Annotated in this window: 15 protein-coding genes; 10 read left to right on the plus strand and 5 right to left on the minus strand. The window is 34.8% G+C overall.

The annotated features are described in order from the left end of the window. Positions 1 to 3: 3 nt before the first annotated feature. From D1867_RS06785 to D1867_RS06810, 6 genes are all read left to right on the plus strand, one after another. Positions 4 to 1,467, plus strand: a complete 1,464-nt coding sequence (locus D1867_RS06785) for an NCS1 family nucleobase:cation symporter-1 (protein WP_155863325.1) — start codon at positions 4 to 6, stop codon at positions 1,465 to 1,467. Positions 1,468 to 1,580: 113 nt separating this feature from the next. Then, positions 1,581 to 1,835, plus strand: a complete 255-nt coding sequence (locus D1867_RS06790) for a hypothetical protein (RefSeq protein ID WP_155863326.1) — start codon at positions 1,581 to 1,583, stop codon at positions 1,833 to 1,835. 29 nt (positions 1,836 to 1,864) lie between these two features. Then, positions 1,865 to 2,815 (plus strand): FAD-binding protein, encoded by a 951-nt coding sequence (locus tag D1867_RS06795; RefSeq protein ID WP_155863327.1) that lies wholly within the window; start codon positions 1,865 to 1,867, stop codon positions 2,813 to 2,815. Positions 2,816 to 2,827: 12 nt separating this feature from the next. After that, positions 2,828 to 2,983, plus strand: a complete 156-nt coding sequence (locus D1867_RS06800; RefSeq protein ID WP_155863328.1) for a hypothetical protein — start codon at positions 2,828 to 2,830, stop codon at positions 2,981 to 2,983. Further along, on the plus strand, positions 2,980 to 4,656 hold the full coding sequence (locus tag D1867_RS06805) for a hypothetical protein (protein WP_155863329.1): 1,677 nt from the start codon (positions 2,980 to 2,982) through the stop codon (positions 4,654 to 4,656). Before D1867_RS06800 ends, D1867_RS06805 begins: the two co-directional genes overlap by 4 nt. 1 nt (position 4,657) lies before the next feature. Further along, positions 4,658 to 5,170 (plus strand): hypothetical protein, encoded by a 513-nt coding sequence (locus D1867_RS06810; RefSeq protein ID WP_155863330.1) that lies wholly within the window; start codon positions 4,658 to 4,660, stop codon positions 5,168 to 5,170. A gap of 438 nt (positions 5,171 to 5,608) precedes the next feature. Here the strand turns inward: D1867_RS06810 and D1867_RS06815 are convergent, their stop codons facing one another. Beyond that, positions 5,609 to 5,869, minus strand: coding sequence for a hypothetical protein (locus tag D1867_RS06815; RefSeq protein WP_155863331.1), 261 nt, complete (start codon positions 5,867 to 5,869; stop codon positions 5,609 to 5,611). A 361-nt stretch (positions 5,870 to 6,230) separates the two neighbouring features. Here D1867_RS06815 and D1867_RS06820 point away from each other — a divergent pair, with 361 nt between their 5' ends. Beyond that, positions 6,231 to 6,569: a hypothetical protein gene (locus tag D1867_RS06820; RefSeq protein ID WP_155863332.1), complete on the plus strand. Its 339-nt coding sequence runs from the start codon at positions 6,231 to 6,233 to the stop codon at positions 6,567 to 6,569. 406 nt (positions 6,570 to 6,975) lie between these two features. On the opposite strand, the gene D1867_RS06825 is transcribed toward D1867_RS06820, so the two are convergent. The 4 genes from D1867_RS06825 to preA all read right to left on the minus strand — a co-directional run bounded on the left by D1867_RS06825 (position 6,976) and on the right by preA (position 10,671). Then, positions 6,976 to 8,307: an ATP-binding protein gene (locus D1867_RS06825; RefSeq protein ID WP_155863333.1), complete on the minus strand. Its 1,332-nt coding sequence runs from the start codon at positions 8,305 to 8,307 to the stop codon at positions 6,976 to 6,978. Positions 8,308 to 8,528: 221 nt separating this feature from the next. Continuing rightward, positions 8,529 to 8,747, minus strand: coding sequence for a hypothetical protein (locus D1867_RS06830; protein WP_155863334.1), 219 nt, complete (start codon positions 8,745 to 8,747; stop codon positions 8,529 to 8,531). A gap of 42 nt (positions 8,748 to 8,789) precedes the next feature. Beyond that, on the minus strand, positions 8,790 to 9,626 hold the full coding sequence (locus D1867_RS06835; RefSeq protein WP_155863335.1) for a carbon-nitrogen hydrolase family protein: 837 nt from the start codon (positions 9,624 to 9,626) through the stop codon (positions 8,790 to 8,792). Then, a complete protein-coding gene (gene preA / locus D1867_RS06840) occupies positions 9,619 to 10,671 on the minus strand; it encodes an NAD-dependent dihydropyrimidine dehydrogenase subunit PreA (protein ID WP_155863336.1) in 1,053 nt (350 codons plus the stop codon). Before preA ends, D1867_RS06835 begins: the two co-directional genes overlap by 8 nt. Positions 10,672 to 10,877: 206 nt before the next feature. Here preA and hydA point away from each other — a divergent pair, with 206 nt between their 5' ends. Genes hydA through D1867_RS12250 form a run of 3 tightly spaced genes read left to right on the plus strand, consistent with a single transcriptional unit; the run spans position 10,878 to position 14,455 of the window. Then, complete coding sequence (gene hydA, locus D1867_RS06845) at positions 10,878 to 12,272, plus strand: dihydropyrimidinase (protein ID WP_162309160.1); 1,395 nt, start codon at positions 10,878 to 10,880, stop codon at positions 12,270 to 12,272. Between the two features lie 6 nt (positions 12,273 to 12,278). Next, entirely contained in the window at positions 12,279 to 13,874 is a 1,596-nt protein-coding gene (locus D1867_RS06850) for an NCS1 family nucleobase:cation symporter-1 (protein WP_155863338.1), read from the plus strand. After that, positions 13,871 to 14,455 (plus strand): CD3072 family TudS-related putative desulfidase, encoded by a 585-nt coding sequence (locus D1867_RS12250; protein ID WP_205737141.1) that lies wholly within the window; start codon positions 13,871 to 13,873, stop codon positions 14,453 to 14,455. The genes D1867_RS06850 and D1867_RS12250 overlap by 4 nt, the downstream gene beginning before the upstream one ends. The last annotated feature ends 201 nt before the right edge of the window (positions 14,456 to 14,656 follow it).

A 14,656-nucleotide genomic window follows, 5' to 3' on the forward strand; every position in this document is an offset into this window, starting at 1 on the left:
ACAATGGCTCAAGAGAAGTTATCCAATCTAAAGTTAGATCTATCTGATTACGGACAAGGACAAGCTACTATATCTCCCGACTATTATAATGAAAACCTAATTCCGGTTCCTAAAGCTATGAAAAACTGGAATTGGATAAACTATTCTACAATATGGGCCGGTATGTCTCACAACGTAGTAGCCTTCGAGCTTGCAGGGCTATTAACTTTTCAATACGGTGCTCCTTTAGCATTGTTTATTATAGGATTTGCATATGGCACTCTACTAATAGCATTATACCTTAATGGACATATAGGTGCCAAATGGGGAATTCCGTATCCAGTGGCGGTTAGACCGATGTTTGGACTTAAGGGTTCCTCATTACCAGTAATTATGAGAGCTGCTGTGGCCTTATTCTGGTTTGCTGTTCAAACTTATGTAGGAGGTACACTAATTGATGCTGTTATATCAGTGTTTTATCCTTCTTGGGAATCTCTAACAGCAAATATATTAGGTATGCCTGCACATTTAGCTATATCTTTCTTCATCTTCTGGTTTCTGAATGTTATAGTCTTGTTCAGAGGAATGAACGAGGTTAAGAATTTTGAACTTATAGCAGGTCCTCTAATTGTTGTGACGTTGGGTGGTTTATTTGCTTATGGAATAGAGAGAGCTCACGGGTTAGGTCCCTTATTTACTGTAACCGGTTCTGCCACACCTGCTGAGATAGGGTTATCAATAGCTTCTATGGCTGGAGTTTGGGCTACATTAGTTCTTAATATTCCTGATTTTACTAGATTTTCAAAGTCTCAGAAAGATCAACTAATAGGACAAGCAATAGGTCTACCTATTGTAGTCACTCTATTCTCATTCATAGCTGTAGGAATTACTTCTACAATGAGCTATATATATCACATTCCATCTAGTGAGGCACTCAAATATGTAAATCCAGTAAATATAATGTATCTATTTACCGGAAACCAATTCTTAGTATTAATAACTGGATTGAGCTTAGTAATAGCTACAGTTTCAGTTAACGTAGCTGCAAATATAGTATCCCCAGTATATGATCTAATAGCATTATTCCCTAGAAAATTAAAAACGTGGAGCGTATCAGCTATAGTAGCTGCTATAGTAGCCTTATTCTACGTACCGCAGTTATGGTACAATAACGCCTCTACGATATTTAATCTATTAAACATAATAGGAGCAGGATTAGGAGCAATAGCAGGAATCATGATTGCAGACTATTGGATAATGAGGAAGACTAACTTGAGCCTAGTAGATCTTTTCATGCCTAGAGGACAGTATTGGTATAGTGAAGGTATAAATTGGAAAGCAATTCTAGTTTTAGCGGTGGCTTTCGGAATTCCTATCATAGGATTTGCAATACCATCTTTATCGCCTTTATATGACTATGGGTGGTATCTATCGGTAGCTGTGAGCCTATTACTTTATCTGGCACTTAATAAGGTAAAGAAATATTAATGTATCGAATAATAAAGTTATTAAAATGTTTTTATCATTTTTCAGTATATTTTATAGTAATAGTAAGATTCCAAAATTAGAGGTTTAAAATGAGTCGGCAATGGGTGAAAGATATGAAAAAAGATATGAAAATAACTTATATTATTAGGGAACTAGAAAATGTTTTTCCACAAGAACAAATTATCTTAGATGAAGAGAAACTTAAAAAAGAGGGAAGTTCTCCTTATAATATCTCACCTTCTCTAAAGAGATTAGAGAGAGCACCAGACGTTATTGTTAGAGCAAGAGATGAAGAAGATATTAGAAAATTAGTTGATTTGTGTTCTAAACATAGTATTCCACTTATACCTTTAAGAGTGGTACGCTAGGACAAACAATTCCAATTTATGGTGGAATAATGGTAGATATAAAGGACTTTAAAGGGATAATAGAACTAAATAACAACAGCGTAAGCTTATTTCCGGGTACTAAGATCATTGATGTACTGAAAGAACTAGAAAATGATAATAAGGAATTAATGGTTTTTCCCAGTAGTTACCATATAGCTACAGTAGGAGGATATATAGGAGCTGGAAATGTAGGAATCGGTGCCTTTCAATACGGATACTTTTATCATAAAGCTTTATTATCAGCCAAGATCATTTCACCTAAGGCTGAAGTTGAACTGAGAGGAGATGACATTTTAGGTATTGCCCAGGCAGCTGGAACTACTGGTGTAGTTACGAGGGCTGAATTCTCAACCGTAAATAAAGAGGACTGGGAGGAACAAGTTGTCTTTTGTAAGGATATAAGCTGTGTGATGAGTACCATGAAATTGTTACTAAGTGATCCCATGAAGACCAGAAGGGTTACTATTGAGGATTACGATACATTTACAAGGGTCACTTCTAAAGATGGGGATAGATGGAATGTTATTCTCTCATCCAAGCTTAAGCTAGGAACTAGAATCGATAAGATTTTCGATACTATCGCCTTCGCCGCTATATATGTGTATTTTAATAGAAAAAGTCCTTTTAAGAATTATCATTACGAGGCTAAATTAATAGATCTTAAGTCGTTCCTAGAAATCTCAACGATCTTAAAAAATAAGCTGGGCTCTTCTATAATGATTCACGGTGACGTGATGATTATTAAGTCGCAACCAATAGTGTATTCTGTATTTATGTCAGACGTGGAAAATTTTGATCTTATAATGTCCATTCTACGTGATTACGGATATTATTATAACCTTCACTCTTACCAAATAAACGATTACCATGAAGATCCTTACGTTATGCAAAAAATAATTGAACTGAAGAGAAAAGTTGATCCTTTAGATATTCTTAACAGAGGAAAGGTAAGATTTTAGTAAGGGGAAAATATGAGCAAAACAGCTATTGACCTTTACTCTCATTACTATCCAAAGCCTTTAGTAAAGAAGCTCATGGACTACGGGATTCTTAATGAAGAAAGAGTAATTTTGACATGGAGCAGTAGAAAATGTTTATATAGGAAAATTTCATATAACTATTTGTGAGTAGAAGGATTAATAAAATACTAACAATATTCACAATAGTAATTGTTGCGTCTACTGTAGGATTATCAATACTTTACTTATTCACACCAATACTAATAGGATACCAAATAACATCAAACGGAATAATAGAATACTTCAAAAACGTCATTGACCCATCATTCATAATTAAAGCGTACTTAAATAATGCACCAGTGAACGCAATAATATCAGTTTACATTAACCAACCTCAGAAAGTAATATTCTATAAAGAGTTTTACGGAGAATCATTAAAAATACCATTCACATCAATAGAAAATTACGTAAAACCATGGAAAAAATATTACGTAAAACCATGGAAAAAATACGAGAATGAGAATACCTCACTCCTAGTAATAGCAACATACACGAAAGGGAATGAAACATTCACAAGCGCAGAAGAAATAGAGTATAACCCAAATTGGGTATTAAAAAACCAACCAATACAAATAGTAGCAAAGATCAACATAATACCTCAATTAATAAAATTGAATAACACAATAATTCAACAAGAAAATAATAAAATACACAAAGAAGTGTATGAAGGAACACCAGGTTGTAGTGGATGTTGTTACGGTCGTAGTGGAGAAAAATATGCTTACATAGTAAACATGAGCAAAGAAGTGTATGAAGAACCACCAGTCCTTGTAGGAGGCAAATGCGAATACGTGCCAGTCACATGCGTAATATACTTCTACAACTTCTCAGTACCATTAAATTGGATAACAATAAGCAATAACGTGAATAAAAACGATAATTACACTATCATATCTCTTTTTACTATACTTGAAGGTAAGGTTAGTTGGTATGCGGTAAGTAATTCTAGTAATTACGGTGGTCCGTATATAGGAGTTTCCTATTCGGCCAACGTAAACTGGGAGACTCATGCAGCATATTATAAATCTCATGTTTCTAAGTTGTTTGATCCTACTATTTATACTTATTATAATGCTACGATTGCAGTAGTTATTTACCAAGTGTATGAGTATGAGCCTTCACATGTTAAAAATTATGGTACACCCTATGTTCCATTGAATGATTATCTTACTGTTTTTGAGATTTTGTGGGCTAGTCCATGCATTGGTTATGCTATTGAGAGTTGTAATGGTTTAACTCGTGTTATTTACACTAATTCTACTGGTGAGTATACTTATTATTTGAAAACGGGTAATGGTAGTGTTACACTGTTTTATAATTATTTTGAGGAATTTATTGGGAATCAGAAAAGTGGTCAATATGGTTATGTTCAGTGGAGAGATGGTAAAATTACAACTACAGGAAATATTTACATAAACAAACTGGGTTTTTGTTTTTGTGCGAATTCATTCGAGGAATATGTGCATAATAATAGGATTGCTAGTGTAGCTCTTGATGCTTTAGATCTAGTTATCAGTATCCTGGCTCTTGAAGTAGGGATTGAGTCTCCAATTGTTGATGCTTTAATTGGTTTTGATGCTAATGAATATTTCTTCTTCAGCAGTAGTAATCAAATAGAAAATTACTTTATCTTTATAAATACTATTGTAAATGTATATCTGCCGTTTGATACTTATACTTGTCAAGTTCTTGGAGCTGGTCATGTTTATGTTAGTTATTTGAATTATTCGCCTTTATTGGGTTTTGTTATGAATTACTCTTCTTATTATTATGGTGGTTAGCATGAAGAAGTTGGTTTATTTTTATATTGTTTATTTGTTGTTCTTTTTCTTATTTGTATTATTTTATGATTTGAGTGCTTTTTTGACTGTTAGTTCTTTTCCTGTTCCTTCCTTCTTGTTTTATACTCCTTTAACGCGTGAAATATTTTTAGGTGTTCAGTTTGTTGGTATTCCCTTGCTTTTCTTGTTTTTCTTTTTTGTTTCTGGTAAGGATTACGTTATTGGTTTATTAGTTGGGTATTTTATAGTTCTCTTCATCTTCTATTTTCTTCCTAATATTTTCATTTTTTCTATTCTTTCTTTAATAGGTCTTGGATTGTTTGTTTCTGTTATTCCTAGTCTTACTTCAAGATTGAGTAAGGTATTGTGGGGTATATCTTCACTTTACTTTATAATGATAATGGTTAATGCTTACTTTTCATTGCAATTTTATCCACTATTTATTATACCGAGCATAATAGCTTCTGGAATAGAAATGATCAAACTCATTTCACGTGATTGCCGTTCCAGTTGAATGTCTATTAGGAGACGGGGATTATATATAGGAGGGATGAGGCTAAGTTTAGCTTGTCTACACTAGGGAGGAAGAGGAGATCCCGTTTACCCTAGGGCTACTAACTTGGACTTGTCTAAGTAGGAGGTGTTAAGGTTGTAGATAAAGTTAGGGTCCTATAGACCTTTTGGACATTAAGGCCTATTATAATACTCTTAACTAATAACATAGTTTCCCATTAATTTCTGAAGAATGCCCAGACTCTATGCTTACTCGAAAACAATTCTACCAGCTGAGTTAGGTTAGTTTCTCATTTTATCAATAATATCTGAACTAAAAATTTCCTTTTATAGATCCGTTGAAAGATATTTATGAGCAATAAAAAATAAATTTAATTTCTAACTTTCAATTTTAGTACTTTTACATAACTCAGAATTGTCTGAGCTTCGAAGAGTATCCTTACTGAAATCTTTTTAGTACATTGCTCGCAGAAGTATAAATTAACTTTATACCTATAAAATATATTATAGAAGATATAATTGTAAAGATTTTAGGTAAAGTGTTAAGTAATGATATTGTAAAGATGTTAGATGGAATGTTAAATAATGATAATATTAAGACTATTATGAAAAGATAGGCCACAGTTCTAAATCCTTCTTCTTTGTATCTTTTACTTAAATTATAGCTACCTATAATTATAGCTAATATATTTCCTATCAAACTCATTATTCCTGCTATAGTAAGTATCAGTCCTAATAAAATGGAGACGAAATGTTTGAATAAGAAATTAGATGTTTTACAATAATAGGGACAATGGAAACTATACTAAATCCTATAACTATTAAACCTAAGATACTCAGTAGTATGGCTATCAATAACAATGTTGTCCCAGTAAATGGATCAGGAGAGAGCGTTTTTAATATTCCGTATCCTTCTCTCAGTCGTAATATGCTAAAATGCTAATTATAAAAACTATTATTGCCAGCCCAATAATAATATCAACAATAGATGAAAACAATACAGTTAGATTGCGTCTGACTTCCTCCTGAAGGTTTACCTCCCAAGGGGTTCATCGATTAGGGTGGCTCAGAGCATTGGAAGAGTGAGGACTTTCATTCACCTAATTGCTGGTTGCTCATACTTGAGCTGTGGAGGAGCATCATTAACGTCACTAATAGATAAACAATTATTAAAACTTTATATAAGGGGCGGAAGGCATCGCTGGCGGGGATGGATAGCCCCCTTAACCCCCATCTCTGTAAATGCAGTAGCTAGGAATATAAAAGGAATTAAGGGAACTAGGGCAATACCTCCAACTAAACCTATTATTATTGATATAATCAGAATGAGCGCATATAATCTTATTTTGATTATGCTTCTTTATCTTTTTGATAATTATACGAATTATTTGGAGGATTAGGATTATTATAGCCCATAAATCTATTTCCAATTTATGAGTGTGTCCAACAATATATAAAGTGAAGAAAGCCTAGTTCACCTTATTATTTGAAGTGTTGCGTGGGAGTGTTTACCAAATTGTAAGCCTTAACTTCAAGGTTCTGAATACTTGTTCTACCAAATCATCTCATACTTTACACAAGAGCAGAGTGTATATTATACCAAGTTGTGACGTATTTTACTAGTCAAGCTTAATCCCTCAAAGCAGACCGCAACTACCGTGGTTAAATCCCTCACGACCCACTGAGTTATTGACTACCCTAGCGAAGTGTGCTCGCCTAGCGTGAAGTAATGCCTCGGCCCTCCTAGCCCGAATTGTGATAATAACGAAGGAATAATTGATAATGAGAATTAAATATTCTAGTAACCTAAGTTAATACTTTCAATTCAATAGCTTGAGGAATATCGAGCATTCCTAAGAATATTGAAACTGGTATTACATTATCTTCTACCTTATCCTTACTTAAAATGTACACTCTTTTCATTCTTCCCAAAATTTTCTTCTCAGCTTTAACGTTACCAAACTTCACTTCAAATCCCAACATTTCTTCCCCGTTTTTTACTACAGCGTCTATCTCTCCTTTTGCTTTGGTATAAAACGTATCGTAGATTCTAGATAGATGGTGAATTACCACGCTTTCAACTAGTCTACTCTCTTCAGGCAAGTTAGTTAACGTCCAAAAAGCAAATGCTCTATATATGAATGGGTCTATAAAATAGAACTTCTTTTCCTTCCTAATTAATACATTACCTTGTAGGTCTACCTGCTCTAAAATTTTAAGTAAGTATAGTTTCTGGAGAAGTTCTACATAACTTATCGCAGTCTTCACTGTGCCAACTCCAAATGACCTTGAGAGAGTATGATAACTAAAATCACTAGAAGTCCTTTCTATTATGCCTTTTATTGTGAGTTTAAAGAAAGTTTCACTTCTCTTTAACTTATTTACCTCACTAACTATACTAGATATGAAATCACTTATCGTTTCCTCACTCACTTTCCCATATTTTACGTAGTCCCTTATAGCGTTAGGAAATCCTCCTGTGATCAAATATTTTTCAAGTAGATCGTTTAATTCATGCAAGAACTGAATATTTCGCATATAGTTTGAAAGAACGAAGCTCAGATCTCCCTTCTGTATCTTAACGTTAAATAATTCTATATATTTCGAAAAAGGTAAAGGAAACATTAATAAATTCTTGCCTTTACCTCTTCTTCCAGGAAAAGCTTCAATCTCCCTCTTTGCTGACATCGATAAAGACCCGGTAACAACTAGGACATCATTTCTGAAATCCCCTTTATCTATTCTACTCTTTAAAGCCCTATACCATTCCTTAGGATAAGTTATCTCGTCTAGAAAAATGAAAGATGATGAAATATTATTCGCCTTTCTAAACTTTATATATTCCTCTAAGATCTCATCCAATTCTTTATAGTCCGCTAATTTATCACAAGAGAAATAGAAAATTGCCTTAGGATTTATTTTTCCCTCATCCAATAATTTCTTTATAAGTAATATTAGAGCAGTCGACTTTCCTACTTGTCTAGGGCCGAAAATAAAGTTTAGCGAGTAAGGGGATAAACTTACTTTTCCAATAACGTCTGGAACCCACTTAACTTCTGACTCTTCATATTTTCTATATATCTCAATCTCAGCTATCCTCTCTTTAGAAATCCACCAAGGATTGTATTCTTCTATCATCTGTGTATTCAAACTCCACAAGAGTTTAAAAATATTGTTTACTCAAACTCCACAAAGGTTTAAAAATAAGAACTACTTCCTTACTACGTGATAAGAATTACTAATAAAAAATTCTATCTTGATAATTTCATTATGACCGAGAATATAAAGCAGCAAATATAAGGTTTAAGAGATGATAAATTAAAAATATTGATCTATAAAAGGTATAGCAAATACAATCCTTAGATAGAGAGGAAGCAATAAAACGGGTTATGCGATGGGGTAGCGGCAGAAGCGCTAGCCATCGCCCAAAATATAAAGACGTCTAATGAAGATATTTTACGCATGCTATCTGGAACTGGCAGTACACCTATAGTTTCAATTTCTCTTCCTATTTTTCCCAGTTCAGGAATTCCAGAAGATGCTTCTTGAACTTTTCTTTTAATCTTATCTTCTTTCATGAAAGAAATCACTTCTGTATTATTAAATAAAAATTTCTCACATTAGAGGCTTTCAATGTATATTGATGATATTTCCGTGTAATTTTCGGGTTTTCTGTCCCTTAAGAATGGAGCCTTTTTCCTTCTTTCCCTAATGAAATTAAGGTCTACGTCAACTATTTCGTATCCTTCTTGGCTATCCATTTCCTTTAATATTCTCCCCATAGGGTCGGCCACTAGGCTCTTGCCAAAATAATCTATTTCTCTACCTTGGAAGACTTCTGGAGTCCTATTAACGCCAACAACATAAATTGTATTAAATGCTGCGTGAGCTCTTAACTCTAATTCCCATGTCTCTGGATAGAAGTTTGTTGTAGTAGGTATTGTGACTATGTCTGCTCCTTTAAGCGTTAATATTCTAATTCCTTCAGGGAAGTGGCGGTCATAACATATTACTCCTCCTACTTTATACTCACCAAAATTAAACACTGGATAATCCTTCCCTGGCTTAAAGTAGAATTTCTCATAATAACCTGGAACTTGAGGTATGTGAGTTTTCCTGTATTTACCAAGCACGTTGCCGTCTTTTATGAAAACAGATGTATCATAATATATTCCTCTAATTTTCTTGTCTTCTTCGAAGAACGTTATTACCATACCTACTTTATATTGTTTTGAGAATTCTGCAAAAGTCCTAACTGTAGGTCCGTCATCTGGTTCTGCTAAGTCAAAGAACTTTGGATCTTCCGTTGCAGCAAAATACTGTGTTGTAAATAATTCGTTATAAACAATTAATTCTGCCCCGTCCTTTATTGCTGACTTTGCATAGTCTAAAGCCTTCTTTATATTTGCCTCTTTCGACTCAACTCCTCCCATTTGTATCATTGCAATTTTAACCATATATTTCACCTCTTGCAATACTCATTTCCTCATCAACGCTAGTTCTCCTCTTAGTGACTTTCTCTAAGAATTCATATGGCCTTATTTTCTTTGCAGCTAAACCTATCATATCTTCAATAGCCTTATAACCTTTCCTTTCCATAAATGATTCAAGTTCTTTCTTCCATTCGCTTATGAATTCAAACCCTTTAATCATAGTGTAAGTAACTGACTGAACTGTTGTAGAACCCATCATTATGTATTCTACTGCGTCTTTCCAATCAAAAATTCCTCCTACTCCGCTTATTTGTAAGGATGTCGATGAATAAATCTTTGATACTGCTGCTAAGCCTATTGGTTTTATTGCAGGTCCGGAAATTCCTCCGTAACCGGAATAACCGTTAACGTCTGGTAATGGTTGGGCTCTCTCTATATCAACACCTATTATACCATTAACTGTATTTATTGCAGTTACTCCTTTAGCTCCAGCGTTCTCAGCCTCTTTTGCTATCTCGCTAATTTCTGTAACATTCGGAGTAAGTTTAACTATTACTGGAATCCCTACTGCAGATGTAACCTCTTTAGTATATTTAAATACAAGATCTGCATGTTGTCCAATAAATGCTCCAGTCTTTCTTTCAGGCTCTCCGTGCGGACAGCCGAAGTTTAATTCTAGCATATCAGCTCCTCTGTCTTCTGCCCATCTTGCTAACTTAACCCACTCTGAATAATCTGGTCCTCCCATTATACTTACTATAATAGGACTACTTTTACCTATTTCAGATTTTATTATCCTCATATATTTATCCCATACATCTAGAGGATCCTCAGTTATTAATTCCAGGTTTTCGAATGCAATTAGTTCCTTATTTTTCCTAAATGCTCCATACATTGGCCTTACTGCTTTCCTGACTATTGAATCTCCTATGGTTTTAACTACTACTCCTCCCCAGCCTGCCTTTATAGCAGAAATTATTTTCTGAGGATTTCCAGTAGTTGGACCTGAGCCCACTAAAAACGGATTTGGAAAGGTCACGCCGTTGAAGTTTACTGACAGATCTATCATATCAAGTCATGTAATTAAACGGAATAAATGTATGACTTTTATTTCATTTAATTATTTTCCAAAAGTAAAAGCGAAGATAGTCCTTTAAATTTCAATCTTACATAGTTTTATTTGTACTATTTCCAAAAATCTTTATCTTTTTCATTAAAAACTTTTTAACATTAATGAGAGTATCGTTTATAAAATATATAAAGTTAAAATCCTCTATGACGTACGATCTACTCTTAAAAAATGTAAAAGCATTCACTACTTCAGGTCCATTTGAAGGAGATATCGCAATAAAAGACGGTAAAATATCTAAAATAGGAGGAGATATACAAGAGCAAGCAGATAAAACAATAGATTTAAGTGGAAAGTATTTAGTACCAGGTTTAATAGACGGGCACACTCATATGGAATTTCCTTTCATGGGCGAAGTTACAGCTGACGACTTCTATTATGGCAGTAGAGCTGCAATAGCTGGAGGAGTGACTACCATTGTAGACTTCGTAACTCCTGCAAAGGGCCAAGATTTATTAAGTGCTTACGAGAAGTGGAGTAATAATGCTGATCCCAAAGTAGTATCAGACTATGGTCTGCATATGATTATAAGAGAAGTTAATACTAAAATTCTAGAACAAATTCCAGAGGTAATAAATAAAGGAGTAGTGAGTTTTAAGCTATTTATGGCTTATAAAAACGAATTAATGTTACCTGATGGAGAATTATACAAATTAATAAAGAGAATAAGTGATTTTGGAGGAGTAACGGGAATACATGCTGAGAACGGAGAAATTATTAATGAACTCATACAAGAATTTCTCTCAGAAGGTAAGATAGACCCTATATATCACTATTATTCTAGGCCAGATATAATGGAAATAGAGGCAACTAACAGGATAGCATCTATCGCAAGTATGATAGGTAAAGACGTTAAGATGTATATAGTCCACACTTCTACTGGCGAAGCAGTTGATATTATATCTTCCTATAGAAGGCAAGGTTTTAAGTTCTTTAATGAAACTGCTCCACACTATTTAACGCTTAATACTGACTTTCTAAAGAGGCCAGATGGATATAGATACGTCATGAGCCCACCGCTAAGAAGCGACGAGCAAAGGACTAAACTATGGATAAGGCTAGCCTCTGGTGACATTTTCACAATAGGTAGTGATCATTGCGTATACTCTGATGCCCAAAAGAAGAGATACAAGGAAGAGGTACCGCCTTTCAACGAGATTCCTAATGGCGTCCCTGGAACTGAGAACATTCTACCTATTTTATTTTATTACGGAGTAAAGAAGGGAATAATATCTATGGAAAGGTTCGTTGAAGTTACTTCATATAATCCTGCAAGGCTATTTGGTCTATATCCAAGAAAGGGAACCATAATGCCCGGTTCCGATGCGGATTTTGCTGTAATAGATCCTAATAGGAAAGTCAGAATATCCGCTGACGTTCTTCATAGTAATATTAATTATACAATATATGACGGAATGGAAGTAGAAGGATGGAATGTCATGACTATAAGGAGAGGGGAAGTTGTTTATGAAGAAGGACAAGTAATAGGCAAAAAGGGTAGCGGTAAATATATACCGGGTAAAACACCCATTTTGCTGTGATGGAAAATGACGGAAAAATTACTAGATCGCGTCTCCATAACAAAGTTTTATCCAGAAAGAGGTCAAGTAGAGTTAAATGCAGTATTCCCAGAGGAAAAATTGTTGTGGAATGCAGACGTTCATCCAATACCGGTGAAGAATAGGAACTGGGGTCCTACAACTTATTTCCTAATTTGGGTATCAATGGTTTTCATTATACCTAGCTGGACATTGGCAAGTGTGGGATTAATTTTTGGCTTGAATATCTTAGAATCAATATCCATGGTTTTCCTCGGAAACCTCATAGTCTTAATTCCTATGATAATTCAATCCCACGGAGGTGCTAGATATGGGTTAGCGGAACCCCAGTTAACTAGGTCCAGGTGGGGAATTTATGGTGCAATATTCCCAAGCTGGGTTAGGGCAATTATAGGTGCAGGTTGGTGGGGAATAGAGTCCTATATCATAACTGAGGCAGCGACTGCAATTTATGCAATATTAGCTGGAAAACTTTCAGTTGTGGCTTATACTGTATCTCACTACGCATGTTATCCATTTATCTTAAGTAAAGATTTCCCAACAATATTCTGGGGCACATTTATTGCAGTAATATTAGCACAAATAGCAGTATTTTACTTTTCTCCAATAAATAAGAGCCAGCCAGTACTTAAGTGGTTAGCTAGGATAGGAGGACCAATAATTCTAATTGCATTTATTGCAGTTTGGGCTTACTTCATGTCTCAAGTAGGCTGGAGTGCTAATATCTTCACACTATCTCCAACAACTTCTTCACCGTCAATATTGTCTATACTTGCATTTCTAAATGCTAACATAGCCTATTGGGCTACTATGGCATTAACAATGCCGGACTATACAAGGTTTGCTAAAAGCCAATTCGCTCAAACTTTAGGTCAAATTCCTATGCCATTCTTAATGCTCGCCGTAGCTATAATGGGTACAATGACTACTGCAGCTGCGTTAAAACTTTATGGGCAACCTATATGGGATCCAATAGTTTTGGTCACTCTTCATTTGAGTGCTCCCACTAGTATTTTAATACTCCTTGCATTCATCCTCGCAACTTTCATGGTAAACGTATTTGCTAACGCCGTAGGCCCTGCTTACGATATAGCTAACACCTTCCCAAAGCATTTAAGCTGGTTTAAAGGTTCTCTTATCTTAATTGCAATAGGTTTAGCTTTAGGCGCTTGGAGTTATTACGGTAATGCTTATAGTTATATAGATAATTGGCTATTAACTTACGGAGGCCTGCTAGGGAGCGTAGAAGGAGTAATAATATTCGATTATGCGGTTATTAGGCACTTTAAGTTTGACCTAGCTGACATTTTCTTGTCTAAAGGAAGATTTAGGTACTGGAAGGGAATAAATCCGGCTGCGGTAATAACGTTCATTATAGTCTCTGCAGTTCTGTATTTGCCCTATCCTGGGGAAAGCATAGCGCTAGATAATGCTTGGATTCTATCTTTCCTACTATCTGGAGCAATTTATATACCGCTAATGGTCTTCTGGGTAATTCCTAAATATCAAAAAGAGCTAAATGGTTCAATATTAAATGGATATTATTCTGAAGAAACTAGAAAAATATTCGGTGTTAAACAATGAAGGACTTTAGATCTAAAAAAGTAGCAATAGTTGCTAACTGTATTCTAAATCAGAACTCTAAGGTTATAGGCTTCGCAAAATATAAGGGAATGGTTAAAGAGATTGTAGATTTGCTTTATGAATATAATTACGGAATTCTTCAATTGCCTTGCCCAGAAACTCTTTTTGCTGGAGCAAGGAGATGGTGGCAAGTGAGAGATCAATATGATACTGAAGGGTATAGAGAGCATTGTAGAATGCTGGCAAAGCCTATAATAACAATGTTAAAGGAGTACCAAAAGGAAGGATACGACGTCGTGCTTATAGGAGTTGATGGAAGCCCATCTTGCGGAATTAATTTATCTCCTACAAGTAAAAAATGGGGTGGCCCACCAACACTTAGAGATGAAGATGCGTGGAATGCTGAGATGATAAATAAACCTGGAATTTTCATGGAAGTGTTAATGGAAGAGATTAAGAAGGCAGGATTAAAGGAACCTAAAGTAATTGGCGTAGGTTTAGATTTAAAAGATGCAGAACACTGGAATAACGAGGAAATTACGAATATTATAGCCGAATTAAAGGAGAAATTATCAAAGTAACAATACAAAGAAACTAAAACCACAATAATATATGGTATAAAATTGAATTTATAAGAAAATGAGACTATAATCCTAGCCATTGTTTGGCTATAGTTGTTGTGTTTACCAGTGACGTAACTTATCTTTAATTCCGTTACGGGCTTAAGGGATCATACACCCTTCGAGGGAACACGACTACCTTCCTAATTTGGGGCAATCTCC

The organism is Acidianus infernus (assembly GCF_009729545.1).
Taxonomy (GTDB): Archaea; Thermoproteota; Thermoprotei_A; order Sulfolobales; family Sulfolobaceae; genus Acidianus; species Acidianus infernus.